20 protein-coding genes and 1 pseudogene are annotated in these 19,233 nt (G+C 71.3%); 13 read left to right on the top strand and 8 right to left on the bottom strand.

The annotated features are described in order from the left end of the window. Positions 1–69 precede the first annotated feature (69 nt). From OU416_RS34200 to OU416_RS34210, 3 genes are all read left to right on the top strand, one after another. Positions 70–825: an AraC family transcriptional regulator gene (locus tag OU416_RS34200; protein ID WP_270931211.1), complete on the top strand. Its 756-nt coding sequence runs from the start codon at positions 70–72 to the stop codon at positions 823–825. Positions 826–894: 69 nt separating this feature from the next. Next, the gene (gene ctaD / locus OU416_RS34205; protein ID WP_270931212.1) at positions 895–2,631 is read left to right on the top strand and encodes an aa3-type cytochrome oxidase subunit I; all 1,737 of its coding nucleotides are present in this window, start codon (positions 895–897) and stop codon (positions 2,629–2,631) included. A gap of 110 nt (positions 2,632–2,741) precedes the next feature. Beyond that, entirely contained in the window at positions 2,742–3,200 is a 459-nt protein-coding gene (locus tag OU416_RS34210) for a MarR family winged helix-turn-helix transcriptional regulator (RefSeq protein WP_270931213.1), read from the top strand. A 34-nt stretch (positions 3,201–3,234) separates the two neighbouring features. On the opposite strand, the pseudogene OU416_RS40380 reads toward OU416_RS34210, so the two are convergent. Both OU416_RS40380 and OU416_RS34215 read right to left on the bottom strand, forming a co-directional pair. Beyond that, positions 3,235–3,402: pseudogene (locus OU416_RS40380) on the bottom strand (DUF7737 domain-containing protein); the annotation flags it as partial. 36 nt (positions 3,403–3,438) lie between these two features. Next, positions 3,439–4,845, bottom strand: a complete 1,407-nt coding sequence (locus tag OU416_RS34215) for an arylsulfotransferase family protein (RefSeq protein WP_270931214.1) — start codon at positions 4,843–4,845, stop codon at positions 3,439–3,441. 356 nt (positions 4,846–5,201) lie between these two features. Here OU416_RS34215 and OU416_RS34220 point away from each other — a divergent pair, with 356 nt between their 5' ends. Both OU416_RS34220 and OU416_RS34225 read left to right on the top strand, forming a co-directional pair. Next, positions 5,202–6,398 carry an MFS transporter gene (locus OU416_RS34220; protein ID WP_270931215.1) on the top strand — a complete coding sequence of 399 codons (1,197 nt, stop codon included), beginning with the start codon at positions 5,202–5,204 and terminating at the stop codon, positions 6,396–6,398. A gap of 183 nt (positions 6,399–6,581) precedes the next feature. Continuing rightward, complete coding sequence (locus OU416_RS34225; protein ID WP_270931216.1) at positions 6,582–7,418, top strand: aldo/keto reductase; 837 nt, start codon at positions 6,582–6,584, stop codon at positions 7,416–7,418. Positions 7,419–7,597: 179 nt separating this feature from the next. Here the strand turns inward: OU416_RS34225 and OU416_RS34230 are convergent, their stop codons facing one another. Continuing rightward, on the bottom strand, positions 7,598–8,749 hold the full coding sequence (locus OU416_RS34230; protein WP_270931217.1) for an FAD-dependent monooxygenase: 1,152 nt from the start codon (positions 8,747–8,749) through the stop codon (positions 7,598–7,600). Positions 8,750–8,946: 197 nt separating this feature from the next. Between OU416_RS34230 and OU416_RS34235 the strand changes: the two genes are divergently transcribed. Then, positions 8,947–10,068, top strand: a complete 1,122-nt coding sequence (locus tag OU416_RS34235; RefSeq protein WP_270931218.1) for a 5-methyltetrahydropteroyltriglutamate--homocysteine S-methyltransferase — start codon at positions 8,947–8,949, stop codon at positions 10,066–10,068. Positions 10,069–10,079: 11 nt separating this feature from the next. Here the strand turns inward: OU416_RS34235 and OU416_RS34240 are convergent, their stop codons facing one another. Continuing rightward, entirely contained in the window at positions 10,080–10,277 is a 198-nt protein-coding gene (locus tag OU416_RS34240; protein WP_270931219.1) for a hypothetical protein, read from the bottom strand. A gap of 151 nt (positions 10,278–10,428) precedes the next feature. Between OU416_RS34240 and OU416_RS34245 the strand changes: the two genes are divergently transcribed. Continuing rightward, positions 10,429–11,049 (top strand): YigZ family protein, encoded by a 621-nt coding sequence (locus OU416_RS34245; protein WP_270931220.1) that lies wholly within the window; start codon positions 10,429–10,431, stop codon positions 11,047–11,049. Between the two features lie 12 nt (positions 11,050–11,061). On the opposite strand, the gene OU416_RS34250 is transcribed toward OU416_RS34245, so the two are convergent. After that, positions 11,062–11,670, bottom strand: a complete 609-nt coding sequence (locus OU416_RS34250; protein WP_270931221.1) for a TetR/AcrR family transcriptional regulator — start codon at positions 11,668–11,670, stop codon at positions 11,062–11,064. Between the two features lie 114 nt (positions 11,671–11,784). Here OU416_RS34250 and OU416_RS34255 point away from each other — a divergent pair, with 114 nt between their 5' ends. After that, a complete protein-coding gene (locus tag OU416_RS34255) occupies positions 11,785–12,930 on the top strand; it encodes a DUF418 domain-containing protein (protein ID WP_270931222.1) in 1,146 nt (381 codons plus the stop codon). On the opposite strand, the gene OU416_RS34260 is transcribed toward OU416_RS34255, so the two are convergent. After that, the gene (locus OU416_RS34260) at positions 12,830–13,702 is read right to left on the bottom strand and encodes a helix-turn-helix transcriptional regulator (protein ID WP_270931223.1); all 873 of its coding nucleotides are present in this window, start codon (positions 13,700–13,702) and stop codon (positions 12,830–12,832) included. The genes OU416_RS34255 and OU416_RS34260 overlap by 101 nt on opposite strands. A gap of 102 nt (positions 13,703–13,804) precedes the next feature. On the opposite strand from OU416_RS34260, the gene OU416_RS34265 reads away from it, so the two are divergent. Then, complete coding sequence (locus OU416_RS34265; protein WP_270931224.1) at positions 13,805–14,239, top strand: nuclear transport factor 2 family protein; 435 nt, start codon at positions 13,805–13,807, stop codon at positions 14,237–14,239. Further along, positions 14,236–15,066 (top strand): NmrA family NAD(P)-binding protein, encoded by an 831-nt coding sequence (locus OU416_RS34270; protein WP_270931225.1) that lies wholly within the window; start codon positions 14,236–14,238, stop codon positions 15,064–15,066. The genes OU416_RS34265 and OU416_RS34270 overlap by 4 nt, the downstream gene beginning before the upstream one ends. On the opposite strand, the gene OU416_RS34275 is transcribed toward OU416_RS34270, so the two are convergent. Next, complete coding sequence (locus tag OU416_RS34275) at positions 14,957–15,526, bottom strand: phosphatase PAP2 family protein (RefSeq protein WP_270931226.1); 570 nt, start codon at positions 15,524–15,526, stop codon at positions 14,957–14,959. The genes OU416_RS34270 and OU416_RS34275 overlap by 110 nt on opposite strands. A 93-nt stretch (positions 15,527–15,619) precedes the next feature. Here OU416_RS34275 and OU416_RS34280 point away from each other — a divergent pair, with 93 nt between their 5' ends. Both OU416_RS34280 and OU416_RS34285 read left to right on the top strand, forming a co-directional pair. After that, complete coding sequence (locus OU416_RS34280; protein ID WP_270931227.1) at positions 15,620–16,156, top strand: chorismate mutase; 537 nt, start codon at positions 15,620–15,622, stop codon at positions 16,154–16,156. Positions 16,157–16,213: 57 nt separating this feature from the next. After that, a complete protein-coding gene (locus OU416_RS34285) occupies positions 16,214–17,140 on the top strand; it encodes an LLM class flavin-dependent oxidoreductase (protein WP_270931228.1) in 927 nt (308 codons plus the stop codon). Between the two features lie 133 nt (positions 17,141–17,273). On the opposite strand, the gene OU416_RS34290 is transcribed toward OU416_RS34285, so the two are convergent. Next, the gene (locus OU416_RS34290) at positions 17,274–18,266 is read right to left on the bottom strand and encodes an aldo/keto reductase (RefSeq protein ID WP_270931229.1); all 993 of its coding nucleotides are present in this window, start codon (positions 18,264–18,266) and stop codon (positions 17,274–17,276) included. Positions 18,267–18,381: 115 nt separating this feature from the next. On the opposite strand from OU416_RS34290, the gene OU416_RS34295 reads away from it, so the two are divergent. Next, a complete protein-coding gene (locus tag OU416_RS34295) occupies positions 18,382–19,233 on the top strand; it encodes a helix-turn-helix transcriptional regulator (protein ID WP_270931230.1) in 852 nt (283 codons plus the stop codon).

The raw sequence follows: 19,233 nt of genomic DNA on the forward strand, positions 1-19,233 counted from the left end.
CAGCGGCCGATCTGTCCGCGATGCGCAACGAGGCCGAAGGATGTCGCGTTGCGGCCATACCCTTCTGGCATGACCTCGTACGCCGCTCCGGCCGGGATCGGAGCGATCGTCGTCGGGAACTTCCCGCTGGAGTCCGGGCAGTGGTTCTCCGCGCACAGCCACCCGCAGCACCAGTTGGCGTGGACCCGCAGCGGCGTGCTCGGCGTCGCCGTGGACGACGTCCACTGGGTCCTGCCGCCCACCCGGGCGCTGTGGCTTCCCGCAGGGGTCGTGCACCGGACCGGCGCGACTCGCGACGCGGTGCTCAGCGGCCTCTACTTCGACCCGGACCACCCGGGCAGCCCGGTGTGGACCGAGCCGACTCCCGTCCTCGTCGACGGGCTGCTGGCCCAGCTCATCGCCCACCTCGGCCGGGACGACCTGGCCGACGACGCGCGCCTGCGGGCCGAAGCGGTCGTGTTCGACCTGCTGCGCCCGCTGCCGGTCACGCCCATCGACGTGCCGAGCCCGGCCGACGAACGCGTCCGCATCGTGGCCGACGCGCTGCTCGCCGACCCCGCGGACCAGCGGGGCCTGGAGGCGCACGCCCGAGCCGCCGGGGTGAGCCGCCGCACCCTGACCAGGCTGTTCGTCCGCGACACCGGCATGTCCTTCGACCGCTGGCGGACTCACGCGCGCCTGCGCGCCGCGCTGGCCCTGCTCGCCGAGGGCCAGCCGGTGTCGCGGGTCGCGCACGCCGTCGGGTACGCGACGCCGAGCGCGTTCCTCGCCGCGTTCAAGCGGACCGTCGGGACCTCTCCCCGGCGCTACCTGGGCAACGGGTGATTGCCCGGGTTCGAGGGTGGGTACGGAGAGGGTTACGGCCAGCTCGGAGCCGATCCGCTGGAGGCGTGGATGGCCAGCACCCGGGTCGAACCCACCCCGATCCCCACGCGGGCCCGGACCACGCGGCGGCCGCGCAAGGGCGAGCACCTCGTGCCGTGGCTGCACACCACCGATCCCAAGCAGATCGGGATCCTGTACCTGCTCGCGTCGTTCGCGTTCTTCATCGCGGGCGGGGTGATGGCGCTGCTGATGCGCGGCGAGCTGGCCGCGCCGGGGATGCAGTTCCTCTCCCAGGAGCAGTACAACCAGCTGTTCACCATGCACGGCACGGTGATGCTGCTGCTGTTCGCCACCCCGGTCATCTTCGGCTTCGCCAACGTGGTGCTGCCGCTGCAGATCGGGGCGCCGGACGTGGCGTTCCCGCGGCTGAACGCGCTGTCGTTCTGGCTGTTCCTGTTCGGCGGGCTGATCGTGATCAGCGGGTTCGTGCTGCCCAACGGGGCGGCCGACTTCGGCTGGACGGCCTACGCGCCGCTGTCCGCGTCGTTCACCCCGGGGCCCGGCGGGGACGTGTGGGCGGCCGGGCTGATCGTCAGCGGGCTCGGCACGATCCTCGGCGCGGTCAACATGATCACCACGCTGGTGTGCCTGCGCTGCCCTGGCATGACGATGTGGCGGCTGCCGATCTTCTGCTGGAACGTGCTGGCCACCAGCCTGCTGGTGCTGATGGCGTTCCCGATCCTGGCCGCCGCGCTGTTCGGGCTGCTGGTCGACCGGCACCTCGGCGGGCACGCGTTCGACCCGGCCAACGGCGGCGCGATCCTCTACCAGCACCTGTTCTGGTTCTTCGGCCACCCGGAGGTCTACATCGTGGCGCTGCCGTTCTTCGGCATCGTCACCGAGATCCTGCCGGTGTTCAGCCGCAAACCGCTGTTCGGCTACACCGGGCTGGTGCTGGCCACGATGACGATCATGGGCCTGTCCATGATCGTGTGGGCGCACCACATGTTCGCCACCGGTGCGGTGCTGCTGCCGTTCTTCTCCTTCGCCACGTTCCTGATCGCGGTGCCCACCGGCATCAAGTTCTTCAACTGGATCGGCACCATGTGGCGCGGCAGGCTGACCTTCGAGTCGCCGATGCTGTTCTCCATCGGGTTCCTGGTGACGTTCCTGCTCGGCGGGCTGACCGGGGTGGTCCTGGCCGCACCGCCGCTGGACTTCCACATCACCGACACCTACTTCGTGGTGGCGCACTTCCACTACGTGCTGTTCGGCACCATCGTGTTCGCGGTGTTCGCCGGGGTGTACTTCTGGTTCCCGAAGATGACCGGCCGGATGATGGACGACCGGCTGGGCAAGCTGCACTTCTGGCTGACCTTCGTCGGGTTCCACCTGACGTTCCTGGTGCAGCACTGGCTGGGCGCCGAGGGCATGCCGCGCCGCTACGCCGACTACCTGACGACCGACGGGTTCACCGCGCTGAACGTGGTGTCCACCATCGGCGCCTTCGTGCTGGGCGGCTCGATGCTGCCGTTCCTGTACAACGTGTTCAAGAGCTACCGGTTCGGGACGGTGGCCGGGGTGGACGACCCGTGGGGGCACGGGAACTCGCTGGAGTGGGCGACCTCCTGCCCGCCGCCGCGGCACAACTTCACCTCGTTGCCGCGGGTGCGCTCGATCCGCCCGGCGTTCGAGCTGCACTACCCGCACATGGCCGAGCGGCTGGAGGCCGAGGCGCACGTCTCGCTGCGGCGCGGGCACCGGCGAGGCGATGCAGGCTCCGTTTCCGCAGGTCAGTGCCCGTGAGTACTTCGGGGTGCTATAGCCCCACAAAGCACTCACGGGGGCTGAACAGGGGAAACGGAGCTGCATCGCGCGAGCTCGGCAGCTGCCGGTGCCGGTGGTTAGATGCTCGCGTGGCCGCTGACTCCCCGGGGATCGCGTTCCTGCTCAGCCAGCTGGGCGCGCACGCCGCGACGCAGTTCGGCGCGCGCGTCGAGGAGCTGGGGCTGACACCTCCGCTGGTCGGCGTGCTGCGGATGATCTCGGTCCGGCCGGGCCTCAGCCAGCAGCAGCTGGCCGGCGAGCTCGGACTGCTGCCGAGCAAGGTGGTGGCCTTCGTCGACGACCTGGAGCGCCGCGGCCTGGTCACCCGCACGCGCGGCACCCGCGACCGCCGCGTCCAGCACCTGGCCCTGACCGCAGAGGGGACCGAGCTGCTGGGCGAGGCCCTCGAGGTGGCGGCGCGGCACGAGGACGCCTTCTGCCTGGCCCTGACCCCGGAAGAACGGGCGCAGCTCCAAGCGCTCCTGGAGCACTTGGCCCGCAGCCATGAGCTGACTCCAGGTGCCCACGGTCACCGCCGGATGCGCTGAGGCCGGTCAGCTGCCCAGCTGGCCGAGGATCGGTGATCTTCGCGTCGTCGGCCAGCATCATGGCCTTGCTGAGCACCGCGGACAGCACGCCGTCGCCTTCGAAGGGCAGGTAGCCGACTGCTCCGCCGCCCGGCTTCGGGACGATGCACAGGTACTGGTCGTTCGGTGTCATCAGGATGTTGCCCGACCCCAGGTGGATCTCGTACGTGCGCGTTCCTGAATCACGTGTCCACTGAGGTCATTCCGACTTGACGACCTCCGAGCGGGCCAGCACCTGGCCGTTGGCGTCGAGCGCTTCGACCGCCGCGTAGTCCTCGGCGGCGGGCAGGTCGGCGGCGGTCTCGAAGCCCGTCTTCGGGACGTCCGCGACCGGTGCGAGCTGGTCCGGCGCCGGGCCCGCGAGGACGCGCCAGGTGCGGGCCTCGGTGGCTCCGTTCCAGCTCGCGTACACCGTCGGAGTCCCGTCGTCGGCGTTCATCGCCGCCGCCGGGAGCTCGGTGGGCGTGCCGGTCCAGGGCAGCCGGAAGGCCCGGTAGGACGGCATGTTGTCGCCGAACGAGCCGTGCAGCGCCACCGCGCCGGTCTCGTCGAACTCGGTGAACTCCGGCTGCGATCCCCAGCCGACGAAGCTGTTGCCGCCCGCCAGCACCTGGTGACCGCCCTGGCTGACGCTCGTGGCGCCGCCGGGGTGGGTGAACTCGCGCACCACGCGGGCCGTGCGCGCGGTCTGGTCGACGGCGAGGACCAGCGCCCGGGACGCCGGCCCGGGCACGCTGGCCGCGTTGTCGAACAGGCTCATGGTGCCGTCCGGGTGCCAGCGCGCGTCGTGCTGCCGCCCGAACACGGCGTCCGGGTCGAGCGCGAAGTCGCTGCGCTTGCCGCCGAGCCGCCACTGCACCCCGCCGGTGGCGCGGTCCAGCTGGTAGATCGCGTCGGTGTGGCGGGCGGAGATCAGCAGGTTGCCGTTCGCGTCCTCGGTGACCGAGTTGAGGTGGATGTAGTCGTAGGGCGCCGCGGGGTCCTCCGGGAGCGGGACCGTCGACTCGTCGAGCGCCACGTGGTCCAGGCTGCGCCAGTCGAACAGCACCTCGCCGGTGGCGATGTCGATCTCCTGGACGACGCCCTCCACGACGGGCCGGTCGAGCTGCACCGTGCGGTAGGCGATCAGCAGCGCGGTGTCGCGCGGCGTGATGATCATCTCGTGCAGGTCGGCGCGCAGGTCGTTGCCCGCCCGGACGGTGGCGATCTGCTGGTAGGAGCGGTCCAGCAGGACGTACTCGCCCTCGCCGTAGCCGGGCCGCGGCGCGCCCTGCCACCAGGTCAGCACCGGTTGGCCGCGGTAGGTCTGGGCCTTGAAGTCCATCGTGAACAGCCCGGCGCCGTCGCCGACCGGCTGGAACCAGACCGGCTGGCCCGCGTCGTCGACGATCATCGGCCCGCTCTGGGCGGCGGTGCCGTGCGGCGCGAGGAAGATGCTGCCGGGTTCGGTGCCGTTGGCCGGGGTGTCGATCCGCACCACCGGCGGGCTCAGATCCGGCCTGGTGATGAAGCGGTGCGGCTCCGGGGGCGCGGCCACGCCGGAGGCGGTGCTCGCCACCAGCAGTGCCAGCGCCGCGAACACGACCGCGACGACCTTCGAGCGCATCGGCCCCTCCGTGGAGAACGGGGATGGGTCGCGTCGAGGGCTATCACCGGGCAACTCGCGGCAGGTAGTCAGTTGCGAAAAGTTTCCACGTTTTCCCCGTTTGCCAGATCGCACAGCGCGCGCCTCCCGGAAATGTGCGGAACGCACTGCCGAAAATCCACAGTGGACGGATGGATTCCGAACGTGGCGCGGTTCATAACCGGTTCAGGAACAGCGGGGTACCGGGATACTGTTGAGCACAACTGGGAACGCCTGCGTGAGCCGTTCCACCTCCCCGCTGGCGACGAGCCGCTCCGGCGTGCGCGCGGCGGGGCGATCGCACACCGTCCGGCACGTTCCGTCTCAGGGGGATTTCCTTGCCCATTGCCCTGTTGGCCCTGGCCATCGCCGCATTCGGGATCGGGACGACCGAGTTCGTGATGATGGGCCTGCTGCCCGAGGTCGCCACCGACCTGCAGGTGTCCATCCCGGACGCGGGCGGCTACATCTCGCTGTACGCGCTCGGTGTGGTGATCGGCGCTCCGCTGCTGACCATCCTCGGCATGCGCGCCCGCCGCAAGGCGATGCTGCTGAGCATGCTGGTGCTGTTCACCGCCGGGAACCTGTTCTCCGCGTTCGCCCCGACGCACGAGCTGCTGCTGACCGCCCGGTTCGTCGCCGGGCTGCCGCACGGCACGTTCTTCGGCATCGGCGCCGTCGTCGCGGCCGGGCTGGTCGCCGCCGACAAGCGCGGGCAGGCCATCTCGATGATGTTCATCGGCCTGACGGTGGCCAACATCGTCGGCGTGCCGATCGGCACGCTGCTCGGCCAGGCGTTCGGCTGGCGCTGGGCCTTCGGCCTGGTCGCGGGGATCGGCGTGATCGCGCTGGCCGCCGTCGCCGCGCTGGTGCCCGCCCAGCCCAAGCCCACCGACGTCAGCCTGCGCGGCGAGCTGCGCGCGTTCCGCCGCCCGCAGGTGTGGCTGGCCTTCGCCGTGGTGGTCTTCGGCTTCGCCGCGACCTTCTCCTTCTACAGCTACATCAAGCCGGTGCTCACCGACGTGACCGGCTACTCGGCGACCGCGGTCACCCCGCTGCTGGCGCTGTTCGGCGTCGGCATGACCGTCGGCACCGCGCTCGGCGGGCGGTTCGCGGACCGCAACCCGATGCGGACGCTGTACGTCTTCCTCGCCGCGCTCGCCGCGTCCCTCGGCCTGTTCGTGTTCACCGCGCACAGCGCCGTGCTGGCGCCGATCACCGTGTTCCTGATCGGCGCGACCGGCTTCGCGGCCATCCCGAGCATCCAGGCGCGGATCCTGGACCAGGCGAAGGAAGCACCCGCGCTGGGCTCGGCGAGCATCCAGTCCACCTTCAACATCGCCAACTCGCTGGGCGCCTACCTCGGCGGCCTGGTCATCGCGGCCGGACTGGGCCTGACCGCGCCGAGCTGGGTCGGCGCCCTGCTGGCCGTCGTCGGCCTCGGCTTCGCGCTGCTGTCCGGCTGGCTGGACCGCCGCCCGCGGTCCGCCGGGACCGTCGCCGCGCAGCCCGCCGAGGCCGTCGAGATCGGCTGACCGGGTGCCACACCGGTCACTCGCGGAACACCTCCTGGGCGATCGCGGGGCAGGTGAAATACGGTGGCCTGCGGTACGGGCCACACCGCGTGGCGGGAATCCACGATCGACTGAATCGGTTCCACCTGGTGCCGGCCCCTCGCGGCCGGCGACGAACGCGATACGGCGGAGGACATCACCCACATGACTCAGGTTCCGAACATCACGCTGAACACCGGCGCAGCGATGCCGCAGCTCGGCTACGGCGTCTTCCAGGTGCCGGCCGACGAGGTCGTCGCACCGGTGAAGTCGGCGCTGGAGGCCGGTTACCGCAGCATCGACACCGCCGCGGTGTACGGCAACGAGGAGGGCGTGGGCCGGGCGATCGCCGAATCGGGCATCGCGCGCGAGGACCTGTTCGTCACCACCAAGCTCTGGAACGACAAGCAGGGCCACGACAGCGCGCTGAAGGCCTTCGACGAGAGCCTGGAGCGGCTCGGCCTGGAGTACGTCGACCTGTACCTGATCCACTGGCCGGTCGCCGCCGCGGACAAGTACGTCGACACCTGGAAGGCGTTCCAGAAGCTCTACGACGAGGGCCGAGCCAAGGCGATCGGCGTGTCGAACTTCCAGGTCCCGCACCTGCGGCGGCTGTTCGACGAGACCGACGTGGTGCCCGCGGTGAACCAGATCGAGCTGCACCCGAACCTGCCGCAGGCCGAGCTGCGCGCGTTCCACGCCGAGCACGGCATCGCCACCGAGGCGTGGAGCCCGCTGGGCCAGGGCAAGGGCCTGCTCGACGACACGACGCTGTCCTCGCTGGGCGAGAAGTACGGCAAGAGCCCGGCGCAGATCGTGCTGCGCTGGCACCTGCAGCTGGGCAACGTCGTGATCCCGAAGTCGGTCACCCCGTCGCGGATCGAGGAGAACATCGAGGTCTTCGACTTCGAGCTGGCCGACGACGACGTCGCGGCGATCACCGCGCTGCGCACCGACGTCCGCGTCGGCCCCGACCCGGACACCTTCGCAGCCGGCGCCTGACGCACCGGCGCGACGGCCCGCCCCGCCGCTCCCGGCGCGGCGGGCCGTCGTGCTTCACACCTTCCGGGGAACCACCACCAACCCACGCACGCAGCCCCGACCTGCACGAACCCCGCTCTCGGCGGCCAGGAGCGGTCAATTTCGCACGAAATTGACCAGGGCCCGGGTGACGGAGCGGGTCAGGCGGCTTGGATCGCGGGGCGCGGGGCGAAGCCGCGCAGGACGTTGCTGCCGGAGCGCAGGGAGGCCACCTGGCTGCGGGTGGCCAGCCAGCCCGGGAACTTCGCCAGGCGTTGCAGCGGCGTGCTGCGCTGGGCCGAGGTCAGGGCCGCGGTGCGGGACACCTTGAGGGCCCGCGGGCGGCGTTCCTGCTCATAGGCGCGCAGCCGGGGAGCCAGGTCGTCGCCCGCTCCGGACAGGTACTGGGTGAGCAGCCAGGCGTCTTCCAGCGTCTGGTTGGCCGCCTGCGCCACCGCGGGCGGCATCGCGTGCACGGCATCGCCGAGCAGCGTGCTGCGCGGGCCGCCCCAGACGTGCGGGACCTTGTGCCGGATGTGCGGGAAGAAGCCCAGGTCGTCGTCGGTGACCGAGGCCAGCAGCTGCTCGACCGGATCCGGCCAGCCCGCGAAGACCGCGCGCAGGTCGGCGACCGAGAGCACCGGGTCGCCTTCCTTCCACGGCATGTCGAACCACCAGTGCAGCAGCCCGTCGCCGGTCGGGATCAGGCCGCAGTGCGCGTTGCGGCCCGCGATGTTGAGCGTCTGGTGGCCGTGCGCGACGGGCAGGTCGCTGCGGGTCAGGCCCTGCCAGCTCGCCCAGCCGGTGGGCTTGGCCGGGTCGCCGCCGAGCAGCTCGCGGCGCACCACGGAGCGCTGCCCGTCGGCGCCGATCAGCAGGTCGCCGACGGCTTCGCTGCCGTCGTCGAACTCCACCGCGACGCTGTCCGGCCGTTCCACGACGCCGACGCAGCGGCGGCCGAAGTGCAGCACCTCCGGTGGCAGCGCGGCGGCCATCTCGGCGATCAGCTCGCGGCGCGCGATCTGCACCGTCGGCGAGCCGAGGCGCTCGGTGACCTCGCCGAGGTCGGCTTCCCACAGCAGGCGGCCGGAGTCGGTGAGCGAGCGCAGGCTGTGCAGCTTGCGGCCGGACGGTTCGATGTCGATGCCCAGTTCGCGCAGCGCGGCCGTGCCGTTGCTCCACACCGTGATGCCCGCGCCGGTGGTCCGCAGGGTGTCGGCGTGCTCGAAGACCTGGACCTCGTGGCCCTGGCCGAGCAGCCCGTTGGCGATGGCGAGTCCTCCGACTCCGGCTCCGATCACGAGAACTCGCATCGTCTCCATCCGTCAGCCCCGACGTCAGTTGTCCTGCTCGATTTTATCCAGCGGACCGGTAGTACCGATTTGTCCTTGCTCACAGCCGGAACAACGAACGACACGGCCGCGGGTTCCCCGATGGCCACCGGACCTGGCGAAACGAGCGCCGCGCGAGCGGTCTGGGCACGGTCGCATTAGCAAACTATGGTGCGATCATGAGTCCCCGCGTCTCCCCGCCGTTCCGCGCAGACCACGTCGGCAGCCTGCTGCGCCCGCAAGCCCTGCTCGACGCCCGCGACGACCACGCCGCGGGCCGCATCGACGACGCCGAGCTGCGGCGCGTCGAGGACGAGGCGATCACGCAGGTGGTGGCCGTGCAGGAGGAGATCGGCCTGCACAGCGCCACCGACGGGGAGTTCCGGCGCGGCTCCTGGCACGTGGACTTCCTGCGCCAGCTCGACGGCGTGGAGCAGGTCGCCGACACCAGCCTCGCGGTCCAGTTCCGCAACGAGCAGGGCGGCATCGAGTTCGCCACGCCGGGCCTGCGGGTCACCGGCCGGGTCGGGCTGAGCCGGACGATCTTCGAGGAGGAGTTCACCGCGCTGGCCGAGCGGGTCACCACCGCGACGCCGAAGCTGACCATCCCGTCGCCGGGCATGCTCCACCACCTCGGCGGCCGGGCGGCCGTCGACGAGACCACCTACCCGGACCTGGCCGAGTTCCGCGCCGACCTGGCCGCGGCCTACCGCACCGAGGTGCGTGCCCTGGCCGACCTCGGCTGCCACTACCTGCAGCTCGACGACCCCGGCCTGGCCCAGCTCAACGACCCGGCCCAGCGCGCCCAGCTGACCGCGCGCGGCGACGACGCCGAGCGGGCGCACCTGCGGACCATCGAGCTGATCAACGACTCGCTGCGCGGGCGACCGGACACCCTGGCGGTGACCGCGCACATGTGCCGCGGGAACTTCCGCTCCGCCTGGATCGCCGAGGGCGGCTACGACTTCGTCGCGGAGGCGCTGTTCAACGAGCTCGAAGTGGACGGGTTCTTCCTGGAGTTCGACGACGAGCGCTCCGGCGGCTTCGAGCCGCTGCGGTTCGTGCCGAAGGGCAAGGCCGTGGTGCTCGGCCTGGTCACCACCAAGCGAGGTGAGCTGGAGTCCAAGGACGCGCTCAAGCGCCGCATCGAGCAGGCCGCCCGCCACATCGACCTCGACCAGCTGTGCCTGTCACCGCAGTGCGGCTTCGCCTCGACCGAGGACGGCAACTCCCTGACCTACGAGGAGGAAGTGGCCAAGCTCCGCCTCGTCGCGGAAACCGCCGCCGAGGTCTGGGGCTGACCGGGCTGGGATCAGGCCGCTTCGAGGAAGCGGCCTGCTACCAAGCCGGGCTCTTCGTCTCCTTCGAAGCGGACCCACAGGACGGGACCGTCGAAGACTTCGGGGAGGCCGGTGGCGGTCTCCACGACCGTGCCGACCTTGTCGCGGAACCGGCCGAACGTGGCGCGGACCCGCACGCCTGGTTCAAACGGGTTCGAGGACTGCTCCATGAGGGGGGACGTTACGTGGCCGCGGGCCACAACGGAAATCGCCGTCCCCTTAATGCCGCCGCACCGCGTTGACCTGCGACATCGACTCGGTGGGAGGATGAGGGAGCAGCCCAGCGGGGCCGTGAGCAACGCCACCTTCCGAAGGGGACAGATGCGCACCATCACGCAGTCCGGTGAGCACGAGCTGGAGGTCAAGAAGTCCCGGTTCCTCTGCGCGCTGGCCCGGGTGACCGATGAGGCGGAGGCTCGCGAGTTCATCCAGCAGCGCCGCAAGCTGCATCACGACGCGCGCCACCACTGCTCGGCTTTCGTGCTCGGCGACCTCGGCGAGATCCAGAAGTCCAGCGATGACGGCGAACCGGCGGGAACCGCGGGCGTGCCGATGCTGGAGGTCCTGCGGCACAACGAGGTGACCAACGCGGTGGCGGTGGTGACCAGGTACTTCGGCGGCGTGCTGCTCGGCGCGGGCGGGCTGGTGCGCGCCTACGGCGGCGCGGTGTCGGCGGCGCTGGAGCACGTCGGGCTGGTCGAGCGCCGCCCGGTCCGGACCGTGACGACCGAAGTGGACTACCTGCTGGCGGGCAAGCTGGACAACGATCTCCGATCGGCCGGCTACCAGGTGGCCGACACCGAGTACCTGGAAGTGGTCCGCTTCCACGTCAACGTCCCGGCGTCCGAAGTGGACACCTTCGCCACCTGGCTGGCGGAGACCACCGGCGGCACCGCCGAAGCCACCCCCGGCGCCCTCACCTACGCCGAGATCCGCTCCTGACAGCGGGCTCGCTCACGATCGGCGATCGCCGAAGACTCGGTCCAGGTGGTAGTCGATCGTGGCGATCGCTTCTTCTCCGGTTCGGTGGCCGAGGAGGAGGCCCACCGAGAGGCCGTCGGGGATCGACAGGAGGAGTTCCGCCTCTCGGGCCGGGTCGCGGTCGGGCGGTAGTTCACCGGCCTCCTGGGCCGATCGCAGCTCGCCGGTGAGCCAGCGCTCCAGCTCCGGCCACCACTCCCGGTACATCGCGGCCAGTTCGGATGAGCCGAGCGCTCGCATGAAGAACGCCAGGTGGGTCAGGAACTCCATGCGGCTGTCCTCGGTGAGCGCCAGCATTTCGAGCATCACGGTGCGCACGACCTCTCGCGCCGACGGCCGCTCGCCCTGCCGGCTCAACGCCGCCACGATCCGCTCACCAGCGCGTTTGGTGACGTGGTCCATCGCGTGCAGGAGCATCTGCTCCTTGCTCTTGAAGTAGTGCTGCACCGCGCCCATCGAGATGCCGGCTTCCGCCGCGACGTCGCGCAGGCTCACCGCCTCCAGCCCGCCGCGGCTGGCCAGGCGCAGCAGCGCCTCGGCGATCTGGATTCGCCGTGCGGCGTGGTCGACCTGTTTCGGCACGTCACCAACCTTTCCAATGCAACTGCATTGCAAAACCGGCACCCGGCTGTTTACCATGCACTTGCATCGTAACCCTCCGTCACAAAACGGAGGCTTCCGACAACTGGGGAACCCATGACAACTCTGCAACAGGCGCCCGCCTCGACCCGGATAGGCGCGCTCGACGTCATCCGCGGTGTGGCGATCCTAGGCACCCTCGGCACCAACATCTGGATCTTCACCAACCCGCAGGGCCCGGCAGCCGCTCTGAACATCACGCTCGACGGCGGCGCTTCGTACGTCGAAGCGGCGCTGCGCTGGCTGGCCAACGGGAAGTTCCTCGCCCTGCTCACCCTGCTGTTCGGCATCGGGCTGGAGCTGCAGTACCGCTCCGCCAAGCGGCGCGGCGGCAAGTGGCCCGGCTGGTACCTGTGGCGGGCCGGGCTGCTGTTCACCGAGGGCCTGCTGCACTACGTGCTGATCTTCGAGTACGACGTGCTGATGAGCTACGCGGTGACCTCGATCCTGGTCGCCTACCTCATCGGCCGCAGCGACCGGGCGCAGCGCGGCTGGATGATCGCGATGGGCACCGTGCACGTGGCGTTCATCGGCCTGGCCACCATCGGGATGCTGCACGGCGACGTGTCGCTGTCCACTCCGCCGACCGACCTCTACACCCGCGGCAGCTACCTGGAGCAGCTCTCCGGACGCCTGACCGACTGGAGCAGCTACCGCGCGGAAGCCATCTTCGTCATCCCGCTGTCGACGCTGCTGTTCCTGGCCGGTGCGCGGCTCTACCGGGCCGGGGTGTTCAACGCCGACCAGCAGCGACTGCGAAACCGGTTGATGCTGTTCGGCTTCGGCATCGGCGTGCCGCTGAACCTCGTGACGACCTTCGCCGGCCCGGAGTGGTTCATGGTGGACCGCTACATCCTGCCGCCGATGATCGCGCTGGGCCTGCTCGGCCTGATCCCGACGGTGGTGGCATCGCTGCGCGGTGAACCCGGTGCGCTGCGCCGAGGTCTGACCGCGGTCGGGCGAACGGCCCTGTCCTGCTACGTCTTCCAGAACCTGGTCGGCGCTGTGCTGTGCTACGGCTGGGGTTTGGGGCTGGCCGCGCAGTTCGACTGGGCGCGTCCGTGGTGGGTCCTGCTGGCCTGGGCGGCGATCTGCGCGACGTTCATGACGCTGGCCTCGTTGTGGCTCCGGCGCTTCGAGCGCGGTCCGCTCGAAGCGGTGTGGAACTGGGCCTACCGCCTCCCGCAGCGCTCAGCGCGGTAAGGGCTTCGTGGGATCGAGTGCCCGGTTCCGCCGTCAGGAAGATCAGCCGGTGGGCGCTGTTCGGGGCGTGCAGGACCTGGGCCTCCAGGTCGAGCCCGCCCAGGTCCGGGTGCTCGATCCGCTTGCGCAGGGTGGGGCGGACCTGCACGTCGTGATCGGTCCACGACGCCGCGAACTCCGCGCTGAACTCGGCGTACTCATCGGCCAGACCGGCGATGCGCTGGTCGTCGGGGTGGCGGGCGGCGGCCAGGCGCAGGTCCGCCGCCGCCTGCCGCACGAACTCGTTGCCCGCCGAGGAGCAGCGCCCGCCGCGCATCGCCATGCGCAGCACGTTGCGCTCCTCCTGCGGCAGCGCGGAGAAGTCCGCGATCAGGCGCACCGCCAACGCGTTCCACGCGACCACGTCGTAGCGCTCGTCGACGACGTACGCGGGAACCGGGCCCAGCCGGTCCAGCAGCCGCAGCACGCCGTCCGGCACCGGCTCGTCGCGCGCCGGCGGCGCCTGCCCGGCCAGGCGGGCCAGGTGCTCGCCCTCTGCCTCGGTCAGCCGCAGCGCGGCGCCCAGGGCGGCGAGCACCTGCACGGACGGGCGCGGGGCGCGGGCTTGTTCCAGGCGTTCGTAGTAGTTCGTCGACACACCGGCCAGCCAGGCGACTTCCTCGCGGCGCAAACCCGGTGTGCGGCGGCGGCCGCTCGTGCTCAGCCCGACCTCGGCGGGCCGCCGGGCCTCCCGGCGGCGGCGCAGGAACTGGGCGAGTTCGAGCTTGTTCACCTGGCCAGACTGGCACACTCCCGCCCCGCGCAGCCACGGACTGCTGGTCCGGGGCAATCGCGGCCCTGCCTGCCACCGCGCCGGGCGGGAAACGTGGACGGCGTGGAAGCTGCAGAACTGTTCCAGCGGGCTTTGGACCTGCTGCTGGCCAAGGACATGACCGGATTCACCGACCTGTTCACCCCGGACTGCACCGTCGAGTTCCCGTTCGCCGAGGGCACCGCGGCGCGGCTGACCGGGCGGGAAGAACTGCGCGCGTACCTGGCGGACTACCCGGACCGGGTGGACATCACCGGATTCCCCTCGGTCGTGGTGCACCGGACCGCCGATCCGGCGACGATCGTCGTCGAGTTCACCGCGCACGGGCGCACCGTGGCGACCGGCGAGACCTACGAGATGCGCTACGTCTCGGTGTTCGTCGTGCGCGACGGCGCCTTCGCGGAGTTGCGCGACTACTGGAGCCCGGTGCGGGCGGCGCGAGCGATGGGCGCACTCCGCGAACTGGCGGACGAGCTGGTCGGCGAGGTGCGCGCATGACCGTGCTGGTCACCGGCGGCACCGGGAACACCGGTCGGCCGCTCGTGGAGCTGCTGCGCGGGCGCGGGGTTCCGGTGCGGATCGCCAGCCGTCACCCGGCGCCCGAACCCGATCACGTGCGCTTCGACTGGTCCGACCCGCGCACTCACGGTCCTGCGCTGGAGGGCGCGGAGCAGGTGTTCCTGGTGCCGCCGATCGGCGCGCTGCAACCGATGCCGCTGGTCGAGCCCTTCCTGCGGGCCGTCGGAGGACGCCGGGTGGTGATGCTCGGGTCGCTGGCGGCGATCCCCGGGCTCACCGAGCTGCGCGATCGCGTGTCGGCGATGCCGGACTCCACCGTGCTGCGCCCGTCCGGGTTCATGCAGAACTTCACCGGCCCGCACCCGGTCGCGGTGGACCTGCGGGAACGCGGGGTGATCCGCACCGCGACCGGCGACGGCCGGCTGGGCTGGATCGACACCGCCGACATCGCCGCGGTCGCCGACGCGGTGCTCGCGGCGGACGAGATCGCCGACGAGTACGTGCTCACCGGCCCGGAAGCGCTGAGCCACGCCGAAGCCGCGGCGATCATCGCCGAGGTCACCGGGCGGCCGGTGCGGCACGAGGACATCACGCCGGAAGAGCGGACCCGGCAGCACTCCGCGGCGGTGCCCGCCGACTACGCCGCCGCGCTGACCGCCATGGACCTCGACATCCGCGCCGGATCGGAAGACCTGGTCACCTCGGTCGTGCCGGACCTCGCCGGGCGTCCGGCGCGGGCGTTCCGCGACTTCGCGCGCGCCAACCGAGCCGAGTACACACCACCGCCAGCACCGCGCCCAGGATGAAGCCCGCTAGCACGTCGTGCGGGTAGTGGACCCCGATGAAGATCCTGCTGAAGCCCTCCAGGACGGCGATCGCCAAGGCCAGCGCCGCGATCCGCCGCCACTGGAGGGCCAAAGCGACCGCGAGCGCCGCAGCTGCTGTCGAGTGACCGCTGGGCAGCGACCAGACGCTCACCTCCGCGCACGCCCTGACCGTCTCGATCGGCATCGCGTGGCACGGGCGCGGCTGCTGGAACACCTCCTTGACCAGGTCGGCGAGCACCCAGCCGAGGGCGCCGGCCAACAGCGGGACCAGGAGCTGGGGGCGGCGCCCCGCGCGCCACCACGACAGGACGGTCAACGCGGCCAGCACACCGAGCAGGCCTTGCGTCGCGAACAGCGCGACGTGGTGCGCCCACACCGGGGTTCCGGCCGCCCAGCTCGCGATCGCGCGGTACCAGTCCGCGCTGAGATCGATCAGCACCGAGCCGAGGATACCGGCGCCGAAGCACTGGCAGCGGGTCTCGCGGTGGGCAATACTGCTCCGCGGCCTGATCGTTGACCTGGAGGTTTCGCCGTGCGGTCGCTGCTCGTCACCGGTGCCGTCATCGTCGCGCTCGCCACCCCGGCGCACGCCGACCCCGGTTCGCTCGACCCGCTGCTGCAGGCGGCGGCCGAGCGCGTGGCCACCGCGGACCAGGTGGCCGCCGCCAAGTGGGGCACCGGGCAGCCGATCGACGATCCCGCGCGCGAGCAGCAGGTGCTCGACGCGGTGGCGCGCAAGTCCGCCGAGCTGGGGCTGGATCCGGCGGCGGCGAAGCGGGTCTTCCGCGACCAGATCGAGGCCAACAAGGTCGTGCAGCACGCCCTGCACGACTACTGGGCCGCGAACCCCGACGAGCAGCCGACCGAACGCCCCGACCTGGGCGAGGTGCGGCCGGTCATCGACCGGTTGAACAACGAGATCCTGCTGGAGCTGCGCGACACCCGGCAGCTGCGCGAGCACCCGTCGTGCAACGGCAGGCTGGCCGGCTCGTTCAACCGGACCCGCGCCGAGCTGGACCACCTGCACACCACCGGGCTCGCGCGGGCGATCCCGTCGCTGTGCTCTTGACCTCCAGCGCGCTCCAAGTTCGACCCTGGGGAGGAGGAGCGACCCGGGGAGCAGCAGATGGCCATGGAGATCGGGATCTTCCTGCCGCAGATGGAAGATCCGGCGGTGGAGGTCCGGGAAGCCGCCTACCACGCGGTGGACGTCGAACTCGACTCGGTGTGGTGCGGTGACCACCTCGCCGACGGAGTTCCGGTGCTGGACGGGATGCTGGCGCTGGCGACCGCGGCGGCGGTGACGGAGTGCATCGACATCGGCTTCGCCGTGTACCTGCCCGCGCTGCGCACGCACGTCTGCGCGGCCAAGCAGATCGCGACCCTGCAGCACCTGACCGGCGGCGACCGGCTGCACCTGGGCATCGGCGTCGGCGACCGCGAAAGCGGCTGGGACGCCGTCGGCGTCGACCCGGCCACGCGCGGCGCGCGCACCGACGAGTTCCTGCAGCTCCTGCCGTCGCTGCTGGCCGGCGAGCCGACTCCGCTACCGGGCGGGCCGACGGTCCACCTCGCCCCTCCGGTGCCCGCGCCGCCGCTGTGGATCGGCGGGACCTCCCCCGCGGCGATGCGCCGGACGGCCCGGTACGGCGACGGGTGGTTCGCCGCCCTGCACAGCCCGGAGCAGCTCCGCGCCAAGTCCGCCCGGCTCCGCGACCTCGCCGACCAGCACGACCGCCCGGCACCCCGCCTGGCCACCGTGATCCAGTGCGCGTTCGCCAAGCGACCGGACCCGAAGCTGGGCGAGAACCTGGCCCGCGAAGTCGCGGCCACCTACGGCGTGCCGGTCGAGACGGCGCGCGGCGCCACCGCCGCCGGAACCCCGGCCCAGGTGGCCGAGCAGCTGGCCGCCTACGCGGAGGTGGGTGTGGAGAAGCTGGCCGTCGCGGTGACCGGCGACTGGCACCGGGGCTGCGAGCTCCTCGGTGAAACCCGCCACCTCCTCGGCCCGGAACCCCGCGCCAGGTGCCGCACCCGACGGGGCTCTGCTTGAGGGGTCAGTGGTGGATGAGGGTTTGTTGTGGGTGGTTCCGTGAGTGCTTTGGGGCGCTATAGCACCCCGAAACACTCACGGAACCTGGTGAAGACGGAACCGGTACCGGTCTCGCAGCCACCACAAGGTCACGTCACTCGCGGCCTGCGGCGGTGAAGGACATGTCCGCGTAGCGGGTGCCCGCGACCTGGGCTGCGATCGGTTCCAGGACCGCCAGGTCGGCCGGGGTGAGGGCCAGGTCCGTCGCGGCGAGGTTCTCGTCCAGGCGGGCGCGGCGGCGGGTGCCGGGGATCGGCACCACCGTCAGGCCTTCCCGCGCGTGCAGCCAGGCCAGCGCCACCTGGGCCGGTGTCGCATCGTGGCGCTGCGCGACTTCGCGCAGCGGTTGCAGCAGTTCCGCGTTGCGGGCCGCGTTCTCGCCGGAGTACTGCGGGAAGTTGCGGCGGTGGTCGCCCTCCGGCAGGTTCTCCGCCGCGGTGAACGCCCCGGTGAGGAAACCCCGGCCGAGCGGCGAGTACGGCACCAGCGCCACGCCCAGCTCCGCGGCGGCGGGCACCGCCGTGTTCTCCACGTCGCGGTTGAACACCGACCACTCGCTCTGCACCGCGGCGATCGGGTGCACCGCGTGCGCCGCGCGGATCTCGTCGCCGGTCACCTCGGACAGCCCGAGGTGGCGCACCTTGCCCTCGGCGACCAGCTCCGCCATCGCACCGACCGTCTCCTCGATCGGCACCGACACGTCGCGGCGGTGCATGTAGTACAGGTCGATCTCCTCGACGCCGAGCCGCCGCAGGCTCGCTTCCGCCGCCGAGCGGACGTAAGCCGCGTCGCCCCGGAACCCGCGGTAGAGCGGGTCGTCGGCCTTGCGGACCAGGCCGAACTTGGTCGCGAGCACCACCTGATCGCGGTTGGCCCGCACGAACGGCGACAGGAACTCCTCGTTGGCGCCCATCCCGTACATGTCGGCCGTGTCGAACAGGGTCACGCCGCGCGCCAGCGCGTGCTCCAGCGTGCGCCGGGCCTCGTCGGTGTCGGTGGGGCCGTAGAACTCGCTCATCCCCATGCAGCCGAGGCCCTGCGCCCCGACCACCGGACCGGAACCCAGCTGAACCTGCCGCAACGTCATCTCGTCATCCCCTTCGTCGGTCGTCTCCGATGGTGGCCGGGTTCGGCGCCGCGCGGCAGGCCGCGCTTCTCCTGGGAGTGGCACACCCAGGCTGAGCGCGTGGCAGCATCGAGTGGTGAGCAACGAGCTGGGCAGCTTCCTGAGGGCATGTCGCGACCGCCGCAAACCGGGCGAAGTCGGCCTCCCGTCCGGTACCGGGGTGCGGCGCACGCCGGGGCTGCGGCGCGAAGAGGTCGCCGCCATCACCGGGATCAGCTCGGACTACTACACGCGGCTGGAGCAGGGCCGCGAGCGCCACCCGAGCGATGCCGTGCTGGACGCGCTGGCGCGAGCGCTGCTGCTCGACGCCACTGAGCACCAGCACCTGCACAACCTCGCGCGGCACGCGTCGGGCGCCCGGAACCCGGACCAGCCGGAGGCCGAGGCGGTGCGGCTGAGCGTGCTGCGCCTGCTCGACACGCTCGCCGGGCCCGCCTACGTGCTGAACCGCCGCAACGACATGCTGGCCGCGAACCCCGCCGGACTGGCTCTGCTCGCCGACATCGACCAGTGGCCCGCGCACCGCCGCAACACCACGCGCTACCTGTTCCTGCACCCCACCGCGCGGAAGCTGATGGCCCCGTGGGCCGAGATCGCCGAGAACTCGGTGGCCGACCTGCGCGCGACCTTCGGCGACAACCCGGCCGACACCCGGCTGAAGGCGCTGGTCGACGAGCTGACGCTCAAGAGCGAGGAGTTCCCGGCGATGTGGGCGCGCCACGAGGTGCAGCCGAAGTCGGCCGGGATCAAGAACTTCGACCACCCCGCGGTCGGCCCGATGTCGCTGACCTACGAGCTGCTGGCGATCGCGGGCACGGACCAGCGGATCGTCGTCTACCAAGCCGAACCGGACACCCCCGACCACGACGCCCTGGCGCTGCTGAACCTGGTCGCCCGCCGCGAATCCCTCGCAGCACACCGCACCTGA

This window comes from Saccharopolyspora indica (assembly GCF_027853965.1).
GTDB classification, from domain to species: domain Bacteria; phylum Actinomycetota; class Actinomycetes; order Mycobacteriales; family Pseudonocardiaceae; genus Saccharopolyspora; species Saccharopolyspora indica.

Coding starts and splice junctions, on each gene's coding strand:
- OU416_RS34200 (WP_270931211.1), top strand. CDS start 70: ATGACCTCGTACGCCGCTCCGGCCGGGATCGGAGCGATCGTCGTCGGG.
- ctaD (WP_270931212.1), top strand. CDS start 895: ATGGCCAGCACCCGGGTCGAACCCACCCCGATCCCCACGCGGGCCCGG.
- OU416_RS34215 (WP_270931214.1), bottom strand. CDS start 4,845: ATGCGCTCGAAGGTCGTCGCGGTCGTGTTCGCGGCGCTGGCACTGCTG.
- OU416_RS34225 (WP_270931216.1), top strand. CDS start 6,582: ATGACTCAGGTTCCGAACATCACGCTGAACACCGGCGCAGCGATGCCG.
- OU416_RS34230 (WP_270931217.1), bottom strand. CDS start 8,749: ATGCGAGTTCTCGTGATCGGAGCCGGAGTCGGAGGACTCGCCATCGCC.
- OU416_RS34235 (WP_270931218.1), top strand. CDS start 8,947: ATGAGTCCCCGCGTCTCCCCGCCGTTCCGCGCAGACCACGTCGGCAGC.
- OU416_RS34240 (WP_270931219.1), bottom strand. CDS start 10,277: ATGGAGCAGTCCTCGAACCCGTTTGAACCAGGCGTGCGGGTCCGCGCC.
- OU416_RS34245 (WP_270931220.1), top strand. CDS start 10,429: ATGCGCACCATCACGCAGTCCGGTGAGCACGAGCTGGAGGTCAAGAAG.
- OU416_RS34255 (WP_270931222.1), top strand. CDS start 11,785: ATGACAACTCTGCAACAGGCGCCCGCCTCGACCCGGATAGGCGCGCTC.
- OU416_RS34270 (WP_270931225.1), top strand. CDS start 14,236: ATGACCGTGCTGGTCACCGGCGGCACCGGGAACACCGGTCGGCCGCTC.
- OU416_RS34285 (WP_270931228.1), top strand. CDS start 16,214: ATGGCCATGGAGATCGGGATCTTCCTGCCGCAGATGGAAGATCCGGCG.
- OU416_RS34290 (WP_270931229.1), bottom strand. CDS start 18,266: ATGACGTTGCGGCAGGTTCAGCTGGGTTCCGGTCCGGTGGTCGGGGCG.